21 protein-coding genes are annotated in these 23,186 nt (G+C 44.6%); 3 read left to right on the top strand and 18 right to left on the bottom strand.

The window, feature by feature from the left end:
• Positions 1 to 44: 44 nt before the first annotated feature.
• From ribBA to lpxD, 6 genes are all read right to left on the bottom strand, one after another.
• Positions 45 to 1,145 (bottom strand): bifunctional 3,4-dihydroxy-2-butanone-4-phosphate synthase/GTP cyclohydrolase II, encoded by a 1,101-nt coding sequence (gene ribBA, locus PN836_RS18080; RefSeq protein ID WP_395341000.1) that lies wholly within the window; start codon positions 1,143 to 1,145, stop codon positions 45 to 47.
• 68 nt (positions 1,146 to 1,213) lie between these two features.
• Positions 1,214 to 1,873, bottom strand: a complete 660-nt coding sequence (locus PN836_RS18075) for a riboflavin synthase (protein ID WP_395340999.1) — start codon at positions 1,871 to 1,873, stop codon at positions 1,214 to 1,216.
• 77 nt (positions 1,874 to 1,950) lie between these two features.
• Positions 1,951 to 3,099 carry a bifunctional diaminohydroxyphosphoribosylaminopyrimidine deaminase/5-amino-6-(5-phosphoribosylamino)uracil reductase RibD gene (gene ribD, locus PN836_RS18070; RefSeq protein ID WP_395340997.1) on the bottom strand — a complete coding sequence of 383 codons (1,149 nt, stop codon included), beginning with the start codon at positions 3,097 to 3,099 and terminating at the stop codon, positions 1,951 to 1,953.
• A 41-nt stretch (positions 3,100 to 3,140) separates the two neighbouring features.
• Positions 3,141 to 3,599 (bottom strand): transcriptional regulator NrdR, encoded by a 459-nt coding sequence (nrdR, locus tag PN836_RS18065; protein WP_395340995.1) that lies wholly within the window; start codon positions 3,597 to 3,599, stop codon positions 3,141 to 3,143.
• Between the two features lie 5 nt (positions 3,600 to 3,604).
• Complete coding sequence (gene glyA / locus PN836_RS18060; protein WP_395345740.1) at positions 3,605 to 4,846, bottom strand: serine hydroxymethyltransferase; 1,242 nt, start codon at positions 4,844 to 4,846, stop codon at positions 3,605 to 3,607.
• Positions 4,847 to 5,168: 322 nt separating this feature from the next.
• Complete coding sequence (lpxD, locus tag PN836_RS18055) at positions 5,169 to 6,191, bottom strand: UDP-3-O-(3-hydroxymyristoyl)glucosamine N-acyltransferase (RefSeq protein ID WP_395340993.1); 1,023 nt, start codon at positions 6,189 to 6,191, stop codon at positions 5,169 to 5,171.
• Between the two features lie 230 nt (positions 6,192 to 6,421).
• On the opposite strand from lpxD, the gene ettA reads away from it, so the two are divergent.
• On the top strand, positions 6,422 to 8,086 hold the full coding sequence (gene ettA, locus PN836_RS18050; RefSeq protein ID WP_395340991.1) for an energy-dependent translational throttle protein EttA: 1,665 nt from the start codon (positions 6,422 to 6,424) through the stop codon (positions 8,084 to 8,086).
• A 23-nt stretch (positions 8,087 to 8,109) separates the two neighbouring features.
• Here ettA and radA read toward each other — a convergent pair whose 3' ends face one another.
• Positions 8,110 to 9,474 (bottom strand): DNA repair protein RadA, encoded by a 1,365-nt coding sequence (gene radA, locus PN836_RS18045; RefSeq protein WP_395340990.1) that lies wholly within the window; start codon positions 9,472 to 9,474, stop codon positions 8,110 to 8,112.
• Positions 9,475 to 9,596: 122 nt separating this feature from the next.
• Here radA and PN836_RS18040 point away from each other — a divergent pair, with 122 nt between their 5' ends.
• Positions 9,597 to 12,068, top strand: a complete 2,472-nt coding sequence (locus tag PN836_RS18040; RefSeq protein ID WP_395340987.1) for a PilZ domain-containing protein — start codon at positions 9,597 to 9,599, stop codon at positions 12,066 to 12,068.
• A 45-nt stretch (positions 12,069 to 12,113) separates the two neighbouring features.
• On the opposite strand, the gene serB is transcribed toward PN836_RS18040, so the two are convergent.
• Positions 12,114 to 13,226, bottom strand: coding sequence for a phosphoserine phosphatase SerB (gene serB, locus PN836_RS18035; protein ID WP_395340985.1), 1,113 nt, complete (start codon positions 13,224 to 13,226; stop codon positions 12,114 to 12,116).
• A gap of 278 nt (positions 13,227 to 13,504) precedes the next feature.
• Between serB and PN836_RS18030 the strand changes: the two genes are divergently transcribed.
• A complete protein-coding gene (locus PN836_RS18030) occupies positions 13,505 to 14,116 on the top strand; it encodes an AhpA/YtjB family protein (protein WP_395345738.1) in 612 nt (203 codons plus the stop codon).
• Here the strand turns inward: PN836_RS18030 and PN836_RS18025 are convergent.
• From PN836_RS18025 to rpoE, 10 genes are all read right to left on the bottom strand, one after another.
• Positions 14,053 to 14,865 carry a TatD family hydrolase gene (locus PN836_RS18025; RefSeq protein WP_395345736.1) on the bottom strand — a complete coding sequence of 271 codons (813 nt, stop codon included), beginning with the start codon at positions 14,863 to 14,865 and terminating at the stop codon, positions 14,053 to 14,055. The genes PN836_RS18030 and PN836_RS18025 overlap by 64 nt on opposite strands.
• 47 nt (positions 14,866 to 14,912) lie before the next feature.
• The gene (pdxH, locus tag PN836_RS18020; RefSeq protein ID WP_395340983.1) at positions 14,913 to 15,554 is read right to left on the bottom strand and encodes a pyridoxamine 5'-phosphate oxidase; all 642 of its coding nucleotides are present in this window, start codon (positions 15,552 to 15,554) and stop codon (positions 14,913 to 14,915) included.
• 55 nt (positions 15,555 to 15,609) lie between these two features.
• On the bottom strand, positions 15,610 to 16,515 hold the full coding sequence (gene era / locus PN836_RS18015) for a GTPase Era (RefSeq protein ID WP_395340981.1): 906 nt from the start codon (positions 16,513 to 16,515) through the stop codon (positions 15,610 to 15,612).
• Entirely contained in the window at positions 16,512 to 17,213 is a 702-nt protein-coding gene (gene rnc / locus PN836_RS18010; RefSeq protein WP_395340978.1) for a ribonuclease III, read from the bottom strand. The genes era and rnc overlap by 4 nt, the downstream gene beginning before the upstream one ends.
• 22 nt (positions 17,214 to 17,235) lie before the next feature.
• Positions 17,236 to 18,132, bottom strand: coding sequence for a signal peptidase I (gene lepB / locus PN836_RS18005; RefSeq protein ID WP_395340976.1), 897 nt, complete (start codon positions 18,130 to 18,132; stop codon positions 17,236 to 17,238).
• Positions 18,132 to 19,928 (bottom strand): translation elongation factor 4, encoded by a 1,797-nt coding sequence (gene lepA / locus PN836_RS18000; RefSeq protein ID WP_395340974.1) that lies wholly within the window; start codon positions 19,926 to 19,928, stop codon positions 18,132 to 18,134. Before lepA ends, lepB begins: the two co-directional genes overlap by 1 nt.
• Positions 19,929 to 20,122: 194 nt before the next feature.
• Entirely contained in the window at positions 20,123 to 20,599 is a 477-nt protein-coding gene (locus PN836_RS17995) for a SoxR reducing system RseC family protein (RefSeq protein WP_395340971.1), read from the bottom strand.
• A gap of 14 nt (positions 20,600 to 20,613) precedes the next feature.
• Positions 20,614 to 21,744 (bottom strand): MucB/RseB C-terminal domain-containing protein, encoded by a 1,131-nt coding sequence (locus tag PN836_RS17990; RefSeq protein WP_395340968.1) that lies wholly within the window; start codon positions 21,742 to 21,744, stop codon positions 20,614 to 20,616.
• Position 21,745: 1 nt separating this feature from the next.
• The gene (locus PN836_RS17985) at positions 21,746 to 22,315 is read right to left on the bottom strand and encodes a sigma-E factor negative regulatory protein (protein ID WP_395340967.1); all 570 of its coding nucleotides are present in this window, start codon (positions 22,313 to 22,315) and stop codon (positions 21,746 to 21,748) included.
• Between the two features lie 178 nt (positions 22,316 to 22,493).
• Positions 22,494 to 23,072 (bottom strand): RNA polymerase sigma factor RpoE, encoded by a 579-nt coding sequence (rpoE, locus tag PN836_RS17980; protein WP_395340965.1) that lies wholly within the window; start codon positions 23,070 to 23,072, stop codon positions 22,494 to 22,496.
• Positions 23,073 to 23,186 lie beyond the last annotated feature (114 nt).

Genomic DNA, 23,186 nt, shown 5'->3' with positions numbered 1-23,186 from the left:
TTATGACCAACCGACCTCTTTCTAAGCGTCCAAGAGAGGCAAAGCTAATCGTGAATATATTCGGTGACTTCTAAACCATAGCCTGATAATGCACTGTATTTGATAGGCTTACTAAGCAAGCGCATTTTTTGAATACCGAGACTTGCCAAGATTTGACTGCCCACACCTACCGTTCTCGACGAGCCCTGCCAAGTCTTACCCTTTGCAATCTGCTGCTTATCTTCGGCCTCAAATTGCTTAACCTGCCCCTCTATATCTTCTTGTTTACCAAGAAGCACTAACACCCCACCTTCTTGATGAATGCGCTTCATTGCTTTTTCGAGTGATAACGAGCGATTAATAGCACGCGTTGAGCCTAATAAATCGCTGAGTGTATTATGCAAGTGCACTCTCACTAATGTGGGTTCTTCAGCAACAATCTCGCCTTTCTTCAGCGCAAAGTGAATTTGATTATCAATCACATCTTTAAAGGTAATTAATTCGAACTCACCATGAGTCGTAGGCAGCTTGCAACTTGCAACCTTCTCAATAGTGGTTTCATTTAAATTTCGATATTCAATTAAGTCTGCAATAGTGCCAATTTTTAAATTATGTTGTTCAGCAAACCTCTCCAACTCAGGGCGTCTTGCCATTGATCCATCTTCGTTTAGGATCTCCACTATAACCGCTGCAGGTTCGCAACCCGCCAAGCGCGCTAAATCGACACCCGCTTCAGTATGTCCGGCACGGTTGAGTACACCACCTTCTTTGGCAATAAGGGGGAAAATATGACCAGGCTGTACGATATCATCTGCCACTGCATCGCTTGCCACCGCAGCTTGAATGGTTGTAGCGCGATCTGCTGCAGAAATACCAGTTGTGACGCCTTCTCGCGCTTCAATGGAGACGGTAAAGTTAGTGGAGAATTGAGCGCTATTTTTGTCTACCATCAACGGTAATTTAAGTTTGCGACATCTTTCGGTTGTCATCGGCAAGCACACTAGGCCGCGTGCATGCGTGACCATAAAATTAATGGCCTGCGGCGTCACGTGCTGAGCTGCCATTATGATGTCACCTTCGTTTTCTCGGTCTTCATCATCCATCAGGATAACCATTTTACCTTGACGGATATCCTCGATGATGTCTTTTGTGCTGTCTAATGCCATCTAATGCCTTACCTTAAAATTAGTCGCCTGTATGACGATTGAGCAATATGCCTTTAGAAAACAATTTGCTACTTCAAATACCCGTGTTCCGCTAAAAAGTTCAGGCTGATATCGTGAGTGTCTGTGTGTGCCGCCTTATCGCCGAGCATCAAACGCTCTAAATATCTGGCAATAACATCAACTTCCAAGTTAACGGCAGTCCCAACTTTATAGTCTCCAATCACCGTTTCTTTTAGCGTGTGTGGAATGAGCCAAAGCATAAATGAAGCGCCTTTCACTTCATTTACAGTCAGACTGACGCCATCCACTGTGATGGAACCCTTGTGTGCGATATATTTAGCAAGCGAATCAGGTGCCTTTACCCATACTTCAACATAACGCGTGTGCTCTACAATCGATTCAACATGACCTACACCATCAACATGTCCAGAAACAATGTGGCCGCCAAATCGGCTGTCAGTGCGCATTGCCTTTTCGAGGTTGACACGACTGCCTGCTGAATAGTTTGCAAAGCCGGTGTACTTAATTGTTTCAGCAGACACATCGGCCCGATAGTAATCATCGCCTTTCTCAACCACGGTTAGGCATACTCCGTTGGTTGCAATACTATCGCCTAGGTGGACATCAGACATATCAAGCGTTTTAGACTGCACGGTGAGGCGAATGTCATCACCTTTATTATCCAATGCACTTATTTCACCAACGGCTTCTATAATCCCGGTAAACATATTGCCTCACTTTTATTGAGTTCCCTGAATTGTGGGAAATGCGTTTTCGCCTAAATTTAAGTTAAGCAAAGCCTAACTCAAGACACCTTTTTCATAGGGAAAGTACATTTAATCTTTATATCCTTCCCTATGTGTCGCAATTCACTTATTTGAGTCTCAAGCGCTTGATCCAAAGATGTTTTTGCGTCGCCAGATATTAATTCTCGCGCCCCGCCTCCAAGCATCTTTGGCGCAATATACAGCAACAACTCATCCACCAAACCTGCCTCGAGCAAAGCACCCGCTAACTTCGCGCCCGCCTCCACAAAAAGCCGGTTAATATTGCGTTTGCCAATGTCAGCTAAAATACGCGATAAGTTAAGGTGGCGTTCATCCTTTTCAGGCATTATTTGCACTTGGGTCACATGCTCAAAATCAAGGGCATGATTAAATTTTCGATTGTATATCAAAGTAGCGGCGCCATCTTCGATAAGCGTCAAATTACTATGCAGCTGCCCTTTACCATCAATAACCACCCTCAAGGGCTGTTTATTTCGACTTTTGAAAGCAAGGCTATCTTTATCAGGAAGTTGGTCTGGACGAACATTTAATCGGGGGTTGTCAACAAGGGCGGTACCAGAACCGGTTAAAATGGCGCAAGAAAGTGCTCGCTCTTTTTGCACATCTTTGCGCGCGTCTTCGCTGGTTATCCATTGACTCAGGCCGTTTTGAAGCGCTGTTTTGCCATCCAAACTTGATGCGAGCTTTAACACCACGTAAGGCCGTTGGTTTTGCATACGGTGAAAAAAAGCGCGGTTGAGGGCTGACGCCTGAGATTGCATCAAACCAAACCTAACATCTACGCCAGCTCGCGTTAGTATATCCATGCCTTTGCCAGCAACAAGAGGATTAGGATCAATGGATGCAATAGTCACTCTGCGCACACCTGCGTTTACAAGCGCTTCAGCACATGGTCCTGTGCGACCATGGTGCGCGCAAGGTTCAAGGGTTACATAAACACTTGCGTTTTTTGCCTTATCGCCCGCTTGGTTGAGTGCATTCACCTCGGCATGATGACCGCCAGCAACTTCATGGTAGCCTTGGGCTACTATCTCGTTATCATCGTCAACAATGACACAACCGACAGCGGGGTTTGGTGTGGTTGAAAATCGACCTTTTTCGGCAAGTGAAAGTGCGTGCGCCATAAAGGCGGCGTCTTGGGCACTGAAGTCATCGGACGTTTTCATCTACAAGTTCCTATTGCAGGGCATAGAGCCGCGCCAAATGCTTATTTGTTGCTTTCAGCTAATCTCGCTATTTCTTCGCCGAATTCTTTTACGTCTTCAAAAGAACGATAGACCGAAGCAAAACGCACATAGGCTACTTTATCAAGCTTTTTAAGCGCTTCCATGATCAGCTCGCCAACATATTCACTTTTGACTTCCCGCTCACCTGTTGCTCGAAGCGCCGCTTTTATCTGAAACACACACTGCTCAATCGCCTCAATACTCACAGGGCGTTTTTCTAGGGCCCTTTGCAAACCCGCCATTAGCTTTTCTTCATTAAATGGTTCTCGAGTATGGTCGCGTTTGACGATGCGAGGCATGACCAACTCCGCTGCCTCAAAGGTGGTAAAACGTTCACTGCACTCCAGACACTGGCGCCTGCGCCTGATTTGAGCCCCGTCAGACACAAGCCTTGAATCAATGACCTTGGTTTCTTGCGCCGTGCAAAAAGGACAAAACATTTAAATTAACCGTAAACCGGGAATTTTTCGCACAAGCTGACAACTTCGCCCTTTACTCTATCAATCACAGATTCATCGCCCATGTTATCAAGCACATCGCAAATCCACGTTGCCACTTGCTTAGCTTCAGCTTCCGTGAAGCCTCTGCGCGTGATAGCGGGCGAACCGATGCGAAGGCCACTAGTCACAAAAGGTGAGCGCGGGTCGTTTGGAACAGAGTTTTTATTTACCGTAATGTTTGCGCGACCTAAAGCTGCATCTGCATCTTTACCGGTAATATCTTTGTTAATTAAATCCAGCAGGAATAGGTGATTGTCAGTTCCGTTTGAAACGATAGTGTAGCCGCGCTCCTGCATCACTGACACCATTGCTTTTGCATTTTTAAGCACTTGCTTTTGATATACCTTAAAGTCTTCAGACAAGGCCTCTTTGAATGCTACGGCTTTAGCTGCAATCACATGGCAAAGCGGTCCACCTTGGTTTCCTGGGAACACTGCACTGTTGAACTTTTTGTAAAGCGTTTCGTCACCGCAGTTTGAAAGAATTAAGCCACCGCGTGGGCCTGCGAGTGTTTTGTGAGTTGTGGTTGTGACAACATGGGCATGAGGAATTGGGCTTGGGTATTCACCAGCAGCGACAAGTCCAGCTACATGCGCCATATCAACCAGCAAATATGCACCGACTTTGTCAGCGATTTCTCTAAATCGTGCCCAGTCAACCACACCCGAGTAGGCAGAAAAGCCGCCAATAATTAGTTTGGGTTTGTGTTCAAGCGCTAATTTTTCAACTTGCTCGTAATCAATGACACCAGTATCTGGGTGCAAACCGTATTGGACTGCGTTATAAGTTTTGCCAGAAAAGTTGACGTGTGAACCGTGAGTTAAGTGCCCACCATCCGCCAGACTCATACCAAGTACTGTATCGTTGGCGTCTATTAAAGCCATAAAAACGGCGGTGTTAGCTTGTGAGCCTGAATGTGGTTGGACGTTCGCATAGCTACATCCAAACAGCTCTTTTGCTCGCTCAATGGCAAGCTCTTCTGCGATATCTACATATTCGCAACCGCCGTAGTAGCGCTTACCGGGGTAGCCTTCTGCATATTTATTAGTAAGCTGCGAGCCTTGTGCTTCCAGTACACGAGGACTGCAATAGTTTTCAGATGCAATAAGCTCTATATGATGCTCTTGGCGCTGTTTTTCTTTTTCCATTGCTTCGGACAATTCGGGATCGAACTGCTCGATAGTCATTTTACTGGATAACACAAATTCTCCTTTCCTCGCACAGGTAGAGCGCACGCTAAGCACAAGACCTTTACCCTAAATTCTTATTTAACCTCAACTCGGGATAAGCGATAGTGCAAATGCTTGTTTTATCAATGTATTTATTAAATTATCACCAAGTAGTGATAAAAACGTGAAGTACTGCGTTGAGGTTATTTAATAACGACACTAAAAATCAGCCGCTATTCTAAAACAATTCAGACTTTTGTATAGGGTGAAAAGCAAAATAAACCACAATCATTTGCGCGTGATTCTTTACTGCTTTGACAAGCAGATTGGTAGCATATCGTTAGACTTTCGCTTGACGCTCTAAAGACTTTACGCGCTCGTAGAGTTTGTCGATGTTTCGCAGTTTAACTGTATTTTTTTGCCACTCCCGAGTGGGCGACACTGGGATACCTGATGAATAAACACCGGGCTCGGTAATGCTCTTAGTTACCATAGAAAAACCGGTGACCTGCACATTGTCACAAATGTTAATGTGGCCGTTGATCCCCACACTCCCAGCAATTACGACATGCTTTCCAATGGACACCGACCCGGCTATGCCGGTATGGCCACAAATACACGAATAGTCGCCAATCACGCAATTATGCGCAATCTGCACTAGATTATCTATGATGCAGTTTTTGCCAATAACGGTATCGTCTAACGCGCCGCGGTCAATACAAGCGTTTGCACCAATTTCGGTATTTGCACCGATACGTACTGAGCCGGTTTGAGGGATTTTTATCCATGCCCCTTTGTCATTTGCATATCCAAATCCGTCGGAACCTACAACCGTTCCGCTATGAATGGATACGTTTTTATCAAGTATGACGTGATGATAAATGCTTACGTTTGCACGCAAGTGACATCCGTCGCCAATGCGAGCGCCAGGACCGATAAATACGCCACTACTAATCGAAACATTGTCACCAATAGTGACCTCTTCGCTGATGTAAGCGCCTGCTGCAATAGATACATTCTCTCCTAACTTAGCGCTATCATGGATGTTTGCTAATTTTGAAATTCCTGGCTGGGGTTTAGGACTTGGGTCCAATAATTGCGATATCAAGGCATATCCAAGATAAGGATTTTGACAGACAATGGCATTCCCTTTGTACGCTTTTGCCTGCGCTTCGTTGAGTATTACGCCACCTGCCTGTGTGTTTTCCAGCTCACTTGCATATTTGCTATTGGATAAAAAAGATAATTGCTCATTATTGGCACTTGCCAGAGTCGCCATTGACGAAATCTGATGGTCATTATCGCCAACAACGTGACCACCGATATGTTTGGCAAGCTCTAATAATGAATAAGGCATACGCATGTCCTGTTAAGAATATCTAAGATGAGATGCCTGACGATGAACGCAAGCATGTATGATAAGCATCATTATGTGATGCGAAACAATATCTTGCAAACAAGTTTGTTGCCGGTGAATACCTTCAATAGTGTTATCTGCAGTCTAAGTCGACTACAATAACCTTTTCGCTTGCATATGAGACCACCATGTCTTTGCAAGGCGTTTCAATATTCATGAGCTTTTAAGAGTTAATTATGGCCCAATTTGTTTATAGTATGCATAGGGTTGGCAAAGTCGTGCCTCCTAACCGTCACATTCTCAAGAACATTTCCCTCAGTTTTTTCCCAGGCGCCAAAATAGGGGTTTTAGGTTTAAATGGCGCGGGTAAATCAACACTGCTTAAAATCATGGCCGGTCTTGATACCGACATTGAGGGCGAAGCACGGCCGCAGCCCGGGTTAAAAGTCGGTTATCTGGCTCAAGAACCTAAGTTAAACGAGAGTAAAGATGTGCGCGGAAATATTGAAGAGGCGGTCGAAGATGTCGTTCATGCTCTCAAACGCTTAGATGAGGTCTATGCCGCCTATGCGGAAGACGGTGCAGATTTTGACGCACTGGCCAAAGAGCAAGGCGAACTTGAAGCTATTATTCAAAGCAAAGATGGGCATAATCTCGACAACGCGCTCGAACGGGCTGCCGACGCCTTGCGCCTTCCACCTTGGGATGCAGACGTCAGCAAACTTTCTGGCGGCGAACAACGCCGAGTCGCCCTATGTAAGTTGCTGTTAGAAAAGCCTGAAATGCTGCTTCTCGATGAGCCGACAAACCATCTAGATGCTGAATCAGTCGCTTGGTTAGAGCGCTTTTTACATGATTACGAAGGAACCGTTGTTGCCATTACGCACGATAGGTATTTTCTGGATAATGTCGCTGGTTGGATTTTAGAGCTCGACAGGGGAGAAGGGATCCCCTGGGAAGGTAATTACTCTAGCTGGTTGGAGCAAAAAGACGCGAGACTTGAGCAAGAGGAGCGAGCAGAAAACGCGCGCCAAAAGTCGATTAAGCAAGAGCTTGAATGGGTGCGAAGTAATCCCAAGGGTCGCCAGGCAAAAAGCAAAGCAAGAATGGCGAAGTTTGAAGAGCTAAATACCAATGACTATCAAAAGCGGAACGAAACCAACGAGCTGTTTATTCCCCCCGGGGAGCGCTTGGGTGATAAAGTGATCGAAGTTAGCCATTTGAAAAAGTCTTATGGTGATCGCCTGCTCATCGACGACCTTTCATTCAAAGTACCCAAAGGTGCAATCGTTGGCATTATTGGACCCAACGGCGCAGGTAAATCGACCCTGTTTAAAATGCTTACCGGCAAAGAAACACCAGATTCAGGCACGATTGAAATTGGCGAAAGCGTCCAAATTGCCAGTGTCGACCAGTTCAGAAACAATATGAATGAGACCGGCACGGTGTTTCAAGAGCTATCCGAGGGCCAAGATATTATACGCATAGGCAGCTTTGAGATTAACAGTCGTGCTTATTGCTCTCGCTTTAATTTTAAAGGCACCGATCAGCAAAAGTTTGTCAAAGATTTATCAGGCGGTGAACGCAATCGTCTACATCTGGCAAAGCTTCTTAAAGCGGGTGGAAATACCCTACTGCTAGATGAGCCAACCAACGATCTTGACGTGGAAACCTTGCGTGCCTTAGAAAATGCCATATTAGAGTTCCCGGGATGTGTGATGGTGATTTCGCACGATCGCTGGTTTTTAGACCGTGTTGCAACGCACATTATGGATTACCGAGACGAAGGTAAGATCAACTTCTATGAGGGTAACTATACGGAATATGCGGCTTGGCTCAAAGACACCTATGGTCAAGATGTGGTAGAGCCTCATCGTTTGAAATATAAAAAGATTAGCTAGAAATGAATACTTGGCTTAGAGGCTTAAATGGCCTCTAAGGCTTCAGATAATCGCGCACACGCTATCACTTCTATTCCCTGGATTGCTTTTTTTGGCTGATTGGCTTTCGGTACGATAGCTTTGGTAAACCCATGCTTAGCCGCTTCTGTCAATCGGTCAGTACCGTTTGGTACTGGCCTAATTTCCCCAGATAAGCCAACCTCACCGAAGGCAATTAAGCCTTTAGGGAGTATGCGGCTTCGAAAACTCGAAAGCATGGCTAATAAGACAGCCAAATCAGCACTGGTTTCGCTCACTTTAACACCGCCCACGACATTTACAAACACGTCTTGGTCGTTCATTTGTATATTCCCGTGACGATGCATAATGGCCAGCAACATGGCGAGTCGATTATGGTCCAGCCCCACCGCTACTCGTCGAGGATTAGATATCTGACTGTAGTCAACGAGAGCTTGGATTTCGACAAGTAAGGGACGTGTTCCCTCCCACACTGACATGACGATACTGCCCGCAGATTGTTCTTGCTGACGATTTAAAAATATTGCGGATGGATTTGAGACTTCTTGCATGCCTTTTTCAGTCATCGCAAATACACCTAGCTCATTAATTGCACCAAAACGATTCTTTATGCCTCTGAGCGTTCTAAAGCGTCCGTCAGATTCACCCTCAAGCATCATAGAACAATCAATGCAGTGCTCTAGCACTTTGGGCCCGGCGAGAGAGCCGTCTTTTGTGACATGACCCACAATGAACATGGCGATATGATGTTGCTTTGCAAAACGGGTTAATGCAGCGGCGCTCTCTCTTACCTGAGATACTCCGCCCGGCGCTGAGCTAATATCAGACATATGCATTACTTGTATAGAGTCAATCACCATCACATTTGGCTTATTTTGAAGTGCCAGATGACAGATGGTGTCTACGTTGGTTTCACTAAGTAATTGCAGTTTGTCGTCAGGAAGCTGCAGGCGTTTAGCGCGCATCGCGACCTGCTGAAGTGACTCCTCACCGGTAACGTACAGCACACTTGAGCCTTGTGCCAAGTAACACATGACCTGCAAAAGAAGCGTACTTTTCCCCGCGCCAGGTGAGCCGCCAATCAGTATTGCAGAGCCAGGGACAATGCCGCCACCCAATACTCTGTCGAGCTCCTTTAGGCCAGAAGTAAAGCGAGGTAATGCTGATAAGTCAATCTGATTGAGGGTTTCTATTTTAGCAGCTGTCGCGCCCGCAAATCCGCTCCTAACTTGACTCTGAACTTCATTACTGCTTTGTAAGACAATCTCGCTCAAGGTGTTCCATGCGCGGCAATCTTTGCACTGACCTTGCCAACGCGGATGTTCACTGCCACAATCACTACAGACGAATGCGGTTTTCTTTTTTGCCATATTGATGCCATGACCTCATGTCTCGTTAAAAATACAAAGATGCGAGTTTGTTACAGTTTTTCATCATTTTTCCGATACATTATCAATATAGCAGTTTAACCCTATGAGCGCTGATCTTATTCATGATGAGTCCAGACCTTGTCCCCTATACAGACATCATTCACTCACTCACACCCTTAGTCAATCAAAGCAATTTTGATGTCGAATTGAAGCGGCGTACACAACGCTTGAGCAACGAGACTCGATTTTTAATCAAAATGGAGGCGAAGCGATTAGCAAAGCCTTGCATTCGGGTGATTGATTTTAGAAGCAAAGTAAAAGACGAATGCAGGCTATACAGCTTTCAAGGTATCGAACATTTTTTGCATCTTAACGGTATTCTGCATTTCGAAAAACTGATCAAGCGATACGGACTGTATAACTTTGCGGTATACGGGGGAATGCAAGACTTCGCCATTTCTGAAAAGCAGCGATTTGAGCAACAAGCTCTTATTCCAGCGATGGCGCATAGCGAAATATCACTGCCTCAACAGCAATATGTGACAGCGTGTCAGGCATTGTTGAATTACCCGGTTAGAATTGAAGAGCGCTTGAACTATGTCACGCCAATAGAGCTGTTCTTTGAGGACAATACAAGCGTGCACGCAACCACGTTGGATATATCCATCAACGGTTTGAAAATACGCCTAAAGGAGGCGTCTGAGCTTAAGCTATTAAAAGCTCAACAACGCGTCTCAATTATTTTCCGCTCTGCCGACAGAGACAGCAAAATTAACAAGACGCCGTTTAGCTACCACGTGCTTGGTGTCAGTGGTAGCCACGTTAAGACTCAAATTCATCTAAAGCGTGCAGACGCACCTATGATGACAAACGACCCCAGCAGAAGCACTGTTCAAAGCGGCCACCTGCTTGATGCTTATATAAGTCAGCTTCTAAGCTTGTATAAGCGTCGTTATAAAGTGAATTTAGATAATGTAGAAATGGCGGTATCAAGCAAAATCTATGAGCAAAGCTTTGCCAACAATACACCAACCCTACCAGTATTTATAGAAACAGATGCACAAGGGAAAGCACAAGCAAGGTATGTGAGCACCAATTCCAATAGCGCGCAGATTTTAGAATACTGGGAAACTGAAAAGATGGAGCTGGTGCTTGGCTACCTCGTTAATCAAGAGCGAATAACCGTTTTGGCGCAAGATGATAGCCCACATGCATCGATGTTGGTGTACTGCTTTAATCATGTCAAAGATAATAAAGTGTATTTTTACAGCGCCTCCCAGCAGGAGCTCGAATCTCAGATGGCGTTAATGGACACTTTTTTAGCCTATGGCGCGCGAAAAGTCAGTTGGCGAGTCTATAAACTCACCTTCTCTGACGTTGTTGCCGGTCAAGGCATCAATCCATCATCTGTTCCAGATGGCATAAGCAAAGATATAGATGCACTCAATCGTCCACCATCGCCGCGACTGCAAGGAAGACTTTGTGCAATCACATCGATGATTTCTGTCAGTGATATTACCGACCAACATGCTCAAGAAAGCTATCAAAAACGTGCGTTGAAAAAAGACTTTATAAAGCGATTGAGCGTGTTCGGACATCCGCGCAACAAACCGCCGCTTGCGATTGACAGCTTCAGGCACAAAGCCACCGAACTTAGACGCCAGACTAGATATGTACTTAGAACCTCCGTACTCGTAAAAACCTCGCTGCATGTGATTGAAGGCGTGACCGAAGATGTCTCAGTCAGCGGGTTAAAGCTTGAGCTAAATGAGCCTTATATGCACAGACTTCATTCAAAAGTGCAAGTCAGTTTTGTTAAATTGCAAGGCTTAACGCAAGACTTTGAGTTAACCAACTTACACTATAGGGTCAAGCACAGCAGCGCGGATAAGCATATATTGCATTTAGAGGCCGTTTCAGAGGATGAAAATAGCATTGCGGAACAGTTTTTTGCAGAGTTGATTGACAGCAACATCGACCGCCTACCCGCGATAAACACTGAAGAGTCAATGCCCGGCATGAGTCATGCTCTGCGGGCAATTCATGCCCGCGCAAGCACGCAGTTTTGTGCCTATGTAGAAAAAAAGCCCCAAGGTTTTCTGCCATCAATGACCACGCTTAATCCACCCAGAGCACAGTGGATGCAAATACTCGATAACCAGCACGACAGCACTGCGACAGACTTAAGTTGGCTATATCAAGATGATACTTTACCCGAACCCTTTGTAAAACAAGCATTAAAACTATTAAGGATAGATCCAAAGCCCATTAGCACAGAAATATACCTGGCCTGCAAAGTTGATAAGACCGGTCGCGTAAGCCAGATTAACGCACGTTGGCACTATCAATTACGAACCCATCATGCGAAGCAGCAGTTCATGCAAAAAGCCAAGCACAATGGTGCGTTTTATGCCTTCAAGGTCACCATAAATAAAGCGTTAAAGCCAGACCTTGAAAAGGTCGAGCACGAATTGTTTTATCTGGGACAATACGCCATTCACAAAGCCACGCATTTTGAAGAAAAAATGTGGGATATTGCAGGTTGCATCTTTTTAACCGAGATCTCGGATGAAGTTAGGATGCGCTACCAATAACTTTTGGTAGGGCTTGCACTATTCCTTAAACAGGATTCAGGTTATTTAGTTTAGAGCGTACAAAAGCCCTTCAAAACCGCAGTGAAAAATCGCACTATCGGCTTTCTCTTCGACGGTAGCTTTTGCTCGAAAGGCGACTGAAGTGCCTGCCTTGGCCATCATCATTAAATCGTTCGCACCATCGCCAATCGCAACCGTTTGCATTTCACTTATTTTAAACTTCTGTTTGCAGTGCAAAAGGATATTGGCTTTTTCTTGACCATCAACCACTTTTCCTTTTACTTTACCTGTTAGCGTGCCATCAACAATTTCTAAGTCATTGCTAAAGGCATCATCCAGATCGGCGCTTTGTTTTACATAGTTAGCAAAGAAGGTGAATCCTCCAGACGCAATAATCAGTCGCCATCCAAACGCTTTAAGAATGAGCATACTTTTGATAAAGCCTGGCATATAAGGTATGCGTTTGCGAATGGTCAGTAAATCTGAGGCTTTTACGCCCTCTAAACATGCGACGCGGTCGTGTAAACTTTGCGTAAACGGAATCTCGCCTCGCATAGCACGCTCAGTCACTGCAGACACTTGCTCTTTCACACCCGCTAGACCTGCAATTTCATCGATACACTCCATTGCGATGACCGTGCTATCCATATCCATCACCAACAAGCCAGGCTCATGAAGTTTGGCATTTGCTTTACGAATAATGTCTATACGATGTTCTTGCGACAGCTGCGCTCTGATATGAGGATTGATGCTCACAAGTGTTTTTGCGTCTGCCCAGACATCGACCGCTGTGTTACCAAATTTTTCGCACAAGGGGTTTAACTTCAACATAAATAAAGTTTCATTACCGAATAAGGCGCGTAATATTTGTGAAATCGCTCCAAAAGAGATGCTTTCACCCGCAAGCGACAATACTGCACTTAGGTTGTCAGTGTTTATATTTGGTGCAGCTGCTTGAATTACAGTGCATGATGCTGCACTACCCAAAGAAACGGGAAGAAGCCATTTATCTTCGTTAGCTAGAACATCCACAAAGACCTCTGCGCCGTTTGATAAGCAGGTTAACAACACCGCGTTACTATCGAAGGCGTCAGTGTCTTTTGCAATATCCCGTTGCTGACAAAGCGATGTGTTGGCTATGGTGTGTGCGTAAAGCATGCAATTTAACTACAATCGAGAACAGGGAGTGCAATCATACCGATTTGATAAATAACCTCAACTCGGGATAAGCGACAGCGCCAAGTAGTGATAATTTATTAAATACATCGTTAAAACAAACATTTGCACTATCGCTTATCCCGAGTTGAGATTAAATAGAGTAAACTAGAGCGTGTTTGTCTTTGTTTATTATTTATCTTGGCAAAAATTGGATTTTCCGTTACGGTCTGAGGTCTTATGACAAATACAATGGAAGGACACAGCCTACTTTGGCAACGGTGATCACGCAGCATAATAAGTCAATATTCAAACGCTTATCTAGCTTAGTTTTGCTCGTGTGTAGCGTGGCGATTGCGATTAATTTATACATTATGCATGCGAAAAGTGCTCAGCAATGGTATGAAATTGAATCTGAGCAATTAGGGCGAAGCTTAACCCTGCAAGCAGCAAAACTATTGTCGCAGCCTATGTCTGATAAAGACAATGTAGCACTCAATCAGTATATTGATATGCTAAATAGCGGTATGTTCATTGAAGGCGCAGTAGTATTTGATCAGATGGGCGTTAAGCTATCGGATGAGGATAATCGTTTTTCCGTCATTGAAATGATGTCAGAAAAGCAATATGAGCCCCTTGTTTTTGTTGAAGACATTGTACTTGATAACACCACCTTAGGTTATATAAAGCTTATCTTGAATAGAGATGAGATCACCGAGCATCATCAGGAATTTAATCGCAACCAGCTATCGCAAAGCATACTGACCATCGTGATGACGATTATCATTAGCGTGTTGCTAACGCGATTTTTCTATAAATTTAAATACAGCTATCTTAATTCGGATGGACTCGCTGATGCCCACGATGGCCCAGAAGAAAACACGCGCAGATAGTTTGCCGTCGTTACTTCAACTAGCTCAGAACGCGCCATCTGCATAACATCGGCTATTGCATCTGCAATTAAACCCAAACGTTGTGGCGTATTACGCTGGCCTTGATAACCATAAATCGGCATATCAGGAGCGTCTGTCTCCAGCATTAATGCATTTACAGATACCTTTGCAAGTGTCAGGCGAGTCTTAGCGCCTCGAGGATAGGTAATAGTGCCTCCTACACCCAGACAAAATCCCATATCAATATATGTTTGCGCTATTTGCTCGCTGCCTGAAAATGCATGAACGACGCCGCCGTAGCCAAATTTCTCTTGCTTTAACAAACGTATCAGATCGTTATGGGATTGCCTATGATGCAAAATCACGGGTAATTTGTAAGCAGAAGCTAGTCTGAGCTGACTAACAAAGACTCGCTCCTGGAATGCCTTATTCAATCTCAAACTGCCGTCCATACCAAACTCACCGATGGCGACTATATGCGCAATATGTTGAGCTATCCAATCGCTCATCAAGCCTAGTTGTGATTCAAAATTCTCTTCGCCTATCGCGTCTAGATAATAAGGGTGAAAGCCTGCCGCAATATCCAACAGGGGGAAGGTTTTCTTGAGAACAAGCAGTTTTTGGACTTGAGTGAAATCTAAGCCGGGTACCAAGATTCTGGAAACGCCATTCGCTTGGGCGCTTCTAATGACTTCGTCGCGATCCTTATCGAATGCAGGAAGGTCAATATGACAATGGCTATCAATCATTGTCACAATTAATCATGTGCTGGTAAACCGGCATAACAACGGCCTTGCTAGGGCATTAATCGTTGAGTGGTCCATGAGTTATCTTCTTGTCGCATATACTCAAAACGGTCATGAAGCCTATGCTCGCCACCTTGCCAAAACTCTATTCTATGAGGTTTCACCAAATATCCACCCCAAAAGTCTGGTAACGGTATATCACCTTTTGCAAATTTCTCTTTCATTTGATGAAACTGAGTAAGCAGTAGCTCTCGCGTCGAAATGGGGCGGCTTTGCTGCGAGGCCCATGCACCAAGTTGACTCTCTTTTGGTCGAGACAAAAAGTAGCTTGCTTCTTGTGCTCTGGTGAGTCTTTGCGCTGTGCCTTGTACGCTAACCTGTCGCTCCAAAAAATACCATGGGAAGTGGATTGATATCGCTGGTGTTTTAGCTAAATCTTTTGCTTTATTACTCCCTAGGTTGGTATAAAACACAAAACCGTCATCCGAAACATCTTTGAGCAGCACAATGCGCTGTGATGGACGCCCGTTTGCATCAACTGTTGCCACCGTCATTGCGTTTGGGTCAGGTAAATTGGCGTCAATAGCATCCTGTAGCCACGTTCGAAATAAGTCGATTGGTGCTTTGGTCAATTGTTCCTCGGTCAGTCGGCCAAGCGTATATTCTTTTCGAAACTCATGCAGTGCTTTCATACCATCACCTAGTTCATCACCAACACATATTTAGCTCAAGCATAAGAATGTAAGCTCAGCGCTTATAATCGCTATCGTACCCTAAGGATCTTAGCGCTCTTTCATCATCTGCCCAGCCAGACTTCACTTTCACCCATAATTCGAGAAACACCTTGTTGTCAAAAAGCGCCTCCATGTCTTTGCGTGCTTCAGCGCCTATGGTTTTTAGATGCTGACCGCCTTTACCGATTACCATACGTTTTTGACTTTCTCTTTCTACCAAAATCAAGCCATGAATATGGTATATACCATTAGCGGTTAGTTTAAACTGCTCAATTTCTACCGTAACAGAATAAGGAAGCTCATCACCTGTAAAACGCATTAACTTTTCGCGAATGATCTCTGCCGCCATAAAGCGGCTAGAACGGTCCGTGATATAGTCTTCAGGGAAATAAAACTCACTGATTGGCAGCTTGGACAAAATGAGTTGCCGAAGATTTTCTATTTGTTTCCCCTGCTTCGCTGAAATGGGCAGTATATTGTCAAAATCGTGTTTCTCACTCAGCGTTTGCAAGGTTTCCAGCAAAAGCGATTGCGGCTCTACTTTGTCAATCTTATTCACTACCAACCAACATGGGAGTCCCGACTGCTTGATCTTAGTCAGGACTAGCTCGTCGTCCTCAGTCCAACGCGTTCCCTCCACCACAAACAGCACCAAAAACACATCACCTAAAGAGCTTGCAGCTGCTCGATTCATTAGGCGATTTATGGCGCGTTTTTCTTCAATGTGAAGACCCGGTGTATCAACATAAACTGCTTGTTTGTTATCTTGCGTGTCTATACCCATTATACGATGACGAGTCGTTTGCGGCTTGCGCGAGGTGATACTCACTTTTTGCCCGAGAATGGCATTTAAAATAGTAGACTTACCAACATTTGGTCGCCCTACTATTGCTACCATACCGCTGTGTGTATTGATCATTTTGGGTGTTTCTCGGTTGATAGTTTTTCGATTATCAAATGTGCCGCTTTTTGCTCAGCTATCCTGCGACTTTTTCCGATGGCCTGCGCATTTAGTTGAAGTTCATGCACATCGCAAGATACGGTAAAGGTCTGAGCATGGTCTTTACCCGTCACTTTAACCACGTTGTAAGCCGGTAGCTCTAGCCTTCGCGACTGTAGGTATTCCTGTAGTTGAGTCTTGCTGTCTTTTATTTGTACATTAGGGTCTAACTGCTCAATTCTCTCTTTGTATAACTTAGCAATGACTCCCCTAACCGCATCAATACCAGATTCCAGATAAATAGCACCCAGCAATGCTTCAACACAATCTGCCAATATGGAGTCTCGGCGATGACCACCGCTTTTCATTTCGCCAGAGCCTAATTTTAAAAGGCCACCGATATTTAACTCACGCGCAATGTCGGCCAGCGTCGCGCCCTTAACCAAATTTGACCGCATACGCGTTAGTGTACCCTCGGGCTGCTCTGGAAATTTTTCATACAAGGAATCTGCAATGCACATGCCCAACACGGCGTCACCCAAGAATTCGAGTCGCTCGTTGTGACGCTTTCCTGCACTTCTATGCGTTAGAGCCTGCTCTAATAAGGAGATGTCGTTAAATACATGACCAATACTCTCATATAAGGGAGCGTAGTTTATTTTATTCAGAGTCTGCACCCTATTAATACTTTGGCAAGTCTTACTTTATTGAACCCACGCGCTCAAAGCGCACTCCGGTGGGCACCCATGTAGGAAGAAAATCCTTCTCTTGACGCCCGAAATCAAAGCTAATCCAAATAAACGTCGCTTTGCCGACTAAGTTTTCTTCGGGCACAAAGCCCCAGAAACGACTGTCTTGGCTATTGTCGCGGTTGTCACCTAACACAAAGTAATGACCATCCGGTACATCGTATTTATAGGCAGGAGAAGGGTTACCGGGATTTCTAAGAATCTGATGCTCTACATCACCCAACTTTTCGTTGAAAAGATCTAATGCAACGCCACGTTGAATAAACTCGCTATCGCCTAAGGACTCGAGTGAAACTGGCTGTGGACGCTCGCAAAGCTTTCCAGGCTCGCACGGTGCTTGGATAAAGACCTGCTTGTTACTATAAATAATGGTTTCACCGGGCAGACCTACTACGCGTTTAATGTAATCGATATTAGTATCGAGTGGGTATTTAAACACGACAACATCACCGCGTTGGATTTCTCCAGTTTCGACAATCTCAGATCTAAAAACGGGGTCCTTTAAACCATATGCGAACTTTTCAACCAGTATAAAATCACCTTCTAGTAAGGTCGGCATCATTGAGCCAGATGGGATTTGGAAAGGCTCGTAAATGAAGGACCGAAAAATCATCACACCAAAAAATATTGGGAACATTTGTACACAGGTGTCCACCCAAGCCGGCATTTCCACCTCGTCCTGAATAAGCGCGGATCTGCCTGACTCACTTGCCCCAGATACACTGGCGCTAGAAGTATGCTGTAGCTCTGCAGCTCTTTTGGGTGCTAAGTAAAAGGCCCATGCCAACCAGACTAAGCCTGTTACAGCGCTGACCAATACTAAAAATATAGAGAAATAATTCGCCATTAATTATCAACCTTCAATATGGCTAAAAATGCATCTTGGGGTAACTCAACATTGCCAACTTGCTTCATGCGTTTTTTACCTTCCTTTTGCTTCTGCAAAAGCTTTTTCTTTCGACTTACATCGCCGCCGTAACACTTTGCTATAACGTTTTTACGCAACTGCTTTACTGTGCTTCGCGCAATTACGTGATTGCCAATTGCGGCTTGAATCGCGATATCAAACATCTGTCGCGGAATAAGCTCACGCAGTTTTTCAACAAGCTCTCTACCACGATATTGCGCATTGTCTTTATGCGTAATCAGAGCCAAAGCGTCCACACGTTCCGCGTTTATCAGGATATCTAAACGTACCATATCTGCAGCTTCGAACTTGCTAAAATTATAGTCCAAAGAAGCAAAACCGCGACTGGTAGATTTTAAGCGGTCAAAAAAGTCTAATACAACTTCCGCCATCGGCATATCGTAGGTGATGGCAACTTGCTTGCCATGATATGACATATGGGTTTGCACGCCGCGCTTTTCGACACATAGCGTTATCACATTTCCTAAAAATTCCTGAGGAACGAGTATATTGGCAGTTACAATAGGCTCCCTAATTTGCTCGATATCGTTCACTGCTGGAAGCTTAGAGGGATTGTCAACTTTTAGCGTTTCACCTTTAGTTGTCACTACCTCATACACTACGGTAGGAGCGGTAGTGATTAAATCTAGATCATATTCTCGCTCAAGGCGCTCTTGGATAATCTCCATATGCAGCATACCCAAAAATCCAATTCTAAATCCAAAACCTAACGCTGCTGAACTTTCTGGTTCATAAAATAGCGATGCGTCGTTTAGGCTTAATTTTGCCAGGGCGTCACGAAAGTCTTCATAGTCGTCAGAGCTGACTGGAAATAAACCCGCATAAACTTGCGGTTTGATTTTCTTAAATCCAGGAAGTGCTTTCTCAGCTGGACGTTTTGAAAGCGTAATCGTGTCTCCCACTGGCGCCCCGTGAATCTCTTTGATACCAGCAATAATGAAACCTACCTCACCTGTTTTTAGCACTTTGGTTTCGGTTTGTTTTGGGGTAAATACGCCAATCTTGTCAGCCTGATGCACTGCACCGTTTGACATGATTTGAATTTTGTCTTTTGAATGCAGTTCACCATTTACAATTCGGACTAATGACACTACGCCTTGGTAGTTATCAAACCACGAGTCAATAATTAAGGCTTCAAGTGGAGCATCTGCATCACCTTCTGGGGGCGGTACTTTATTTACAATTTCTTCCAGTACATCAATAATACCAACGCCTGTTTTTGCTGAACACTGCACTGCTTCTATCGCGTCAATGCCTACGATATCTTCAATTTCTTCGGCAACTCTGTCAGGCTCCGCTTGCGGCAAGTCGATTTTGTTCAAAATAGGAACCACTTCCATATCCATATCGATAGCGGTGTAGCAATTTGCAAGCGTTTGCGCTTCAACGCCCTGACCTGCATCAACTACCAACAGTGCACCCTCGCATGCCGCAAGTGAGCGCGAAACTTCATAGGTAAAATCGACGTGGCCTGGAGTATCAATAAAGTTGAGCTGGTAGCGCTCACCGTCTTGCGCATCGTAATAAAGGGTAACGCTTTGCGCTTTGATAGTAATTCCGCGTTCGCGCTCAATGTCCATTGAGTCTAGAACTTGCTCAGCCATTTCACGCTGCGTTAAGCCACCGCATTCTTGGATTAAGCGATCAGACAAGGTGGACTTGCCATGGTCGATGTGAGCGATAATGCTAAAATTACGAATATGTTTTAATTGCATATGTGACGACAAACCCTAATTACGCTGCGCAAAATCGCGCCTTTATAGTGCTTTCTGTTTAGTAGGCGGATATTACAGATTTCGCACATAAATTGCGACTAAACTATCGTTAATGTCGCGCTTTACACCTGCTTTGAACGTATTATTGCCCTTACGGCTGCGCAAAGGCGGTGGCATGCGAACCAAAAGTGAAGCTATAGCTTTTTGAGAGGAATTTCATGCTTCTTAGTCATCATTGGCTCGAGCGTAGCACCTAAAAAAACAGGGGCAAATTCTTGCTTGCGAATGTCAGATTTAAAGCGTTTGGAAATTATCCAGTAAGACGCGAAAGTACATAAAAAACTGCATAAAATTACAAGCCATTCAAATGAAACTAGTGCTTGAAACACTAGTGCACTGAACATGAGTACACAAACGGGCACGAGATAAAGCCACATAGAAGCACTTAACAAATGTTGCTCTGGGATACCAATTTTTACACTTTGGCCGATACTGAGTGGACTGGGAGTTGAGACGCGAAGGTGTTCCGGCTTTGGTGAGAAGGCCTTTGCAACTAAGCCGGTGCCGCAATTATCGTTTGCCGCACAAGCACCGCATGTGGTTTTGACTCTTGTTTCTACCCAAGCAAAACCCGGTTCTACCGCAACAACTTTGCCGATTTCTTCAATCATCGCATCATTTCTGCCTATGAATTTCCAGCGCCGGAGTCGCTTGCCCCTTGCTCAAGGTCACTTGCAGGCTCTATCAGCACTATAGATTCAGCAATTTTATCGGCTGTGGTAACTGGAATTTCGCCAACAACTGTGACCTGCACCCGCCCGTCTGTTTTTGACACCACAGCGTGAGAGTTAGACGCAATAGCGACATCCTCTGTAAAGGCATTATTAGCTCGCATCACGTATACAGACACATCCACCAAACCATCCGACAGGAGCATATATTCAGTTAACTGCCCCGTCCGTTCAATGCGATGGATATCTTGCTTGAGTACCTTCATACCTTTTGGCATGTAATCCACACGCCAATTTAAATCTTGGTTATTAGCTGAAACACTGGCACTTGGAACGGGAAGTTGGTCTACAGAAAAATTCCTAAATACCTCATTAACTTGATTTGAAACCGATAGTTGTGTCACCTGAATTTGCTGTAAAAGACTGCCGTCGAGGTCATGCATATCAAGTTTCAGCAAAAGCCCACTTTGTTCATCTAACCATATGTGGTAGCCGAAACGAGACTTATCTTTACTAATAATGCGCACTTGTTGAGCCATGCGTCCGGCGATTCGGTTTCGTCCCATCAGCAGCACGTCATATGCTTGGGTATAGTCAATACCGTCATAGATTAATGCGCGCGGAATGGGCCCTCTTACTGCGGTTCCGTGAACACTGTAGGGCGCAAAACCTGGCTCAAAAATACTTACCTGATTGTTATGCGACACTTGTTCAAAGCCCGGACCGTTTAACAAACTGAGTTGCTCTATTACACTATCATCAGGCATTTTTCCTTTGCGCCACATATACGGCAAGGTCTCGCGTTTATTGGATGAGACCACAAAAACCATCTCAAAAGAATTGCTTTGAACTTCATTAATTAAACGTTCCATCCAAGACAGGGCGGACATTCTATCGAAGCGACTGTTCTGAACATTAGAATCAGAGCGCGAGTCTTGCGACGGGCCATTGGTTGCGGGAGCATCTTGCAAGGAAAGGTCTTGCGCAAATGCGAACGAGGCCTGAATCATTGAAAATAGCAATAAAAAACCACCGGACACGAAGCATGGTCGAATGCGGTGGTTTTGAGCCCTATACCAAGACATATTAGCGCGGTTCTTGCGCGTCTTTTACTATTTCTGGAACTTGCTTAAATTTTAATTGACGCTGATGGTCTTCAATTAATGCGTTAATTTGCTTGCGCTGCTCAAGGAGGCGTTCTAACCGGTCTTCTTCTAAATTACGAGTTTGCTGCAAACTCACCGGTGCAAGTCCCCCTTGAGGACCAATAACGGGTGGAGCAGTAGTAAATGGTTGCGTGATTTCTGGCTGATTGTACGTCTGATAACCAAAAATAACCATCGCTGTCACACATGCAACCATTGCCAGTTGACTGCTTTGCTTAACGATAGGAATAACCGCAGACACGACTGGAAGATCTCGCCAAGACGGTTTTGGCGCAACTATGGGCATTTCATTTTCAAGTGCCTTGGCAATCCTACTACTGACATCGAAGTTGATATCCGATGACATATCATTACGCATCAAATCTCGAGTGAGGTGATATCGCTTCCATTTTTGTTGCAAAAGCGCATCGCTTAAGATTGCTTTTGCATGTTCCGCACTATCCCCTTCACCATCAACCATCGATGATATATTTTCAATCTCTTGTATCATACACGAGTTCCTGCTTTTCCAGCATTTTTAATTTCTAGCGCACTGATTGCTCATTTGTACTTACTGCGTGCAATCCATTACTCACGTTCAGTGACAATGACTTGCGTACTCAATAGTACATAAAAACAATGGAACACCCAATCAAAATATCTGACCAAGCATTGCACACTAAGTTTCATTAATTTTCAGTTAGCGGCACAATAACCTTATCTATTGCTTCACGCGCTCTGAAAATACGAGAACGCACCGTGCCCACTGGGCACTCCATTACCGCTGCAATTTCTTCATAACTCAAACCTTCGATTTCCCTCAAGGTAATCGCTGCTCTCAGGTCGTCTGGTAAGCCTTCAATCGTTGCAAAAAGCTTTTTCTGTAGCTCTTCTGACAAGAGAGTACGTTCAGGCGACGCATTTTCTTTAAGCGCGTCACTGCCCTCATAAAAATCGGCTTCTTGAGCATCAACATCGCTTGCGGGTGGCTTTCGACTTTGCGAAGTCAAATAATTCTTCGCACTATTTACTGCAATACGATATAGCCACGTGTAAAACTGACTATCGCCCCTAAAATTCGGAAGCGCTCGGTATGCTTTAATGAACGCTTCTTGCGTTACATCGGCAACATCCCCGCTGTTTTTGACGTAGCGAGAAACGATATTCATAACCTTATTTTGATGCCGCACCACTAAGAGATTAAATGCGTTCTTGTTGCCTGCTTGAACCAGTCTGACCAAATCCTGATCTGTTTTTTGCTCGCTCATTTAAAGCCATTACTCCTTATTCGCTCATTACCATGGCTTTGGCAAGTGCTTGTATTGACCGACCGAATCTAAAATAGTTCGTTAAAGTCATCATTATAAACAAAAAAGGACAGG

This window comes from Ningiella algicola (genome assembly GCF_028401415.2).
GTDB lineage: Bacteria > Pseudomonadota > Gammaproteobacteria > Enterobacterales > Alteromonadaceae > Glaciecola.
This window is presented reverse-complemented; position numbering and strand designations above follow the sequence as displayed.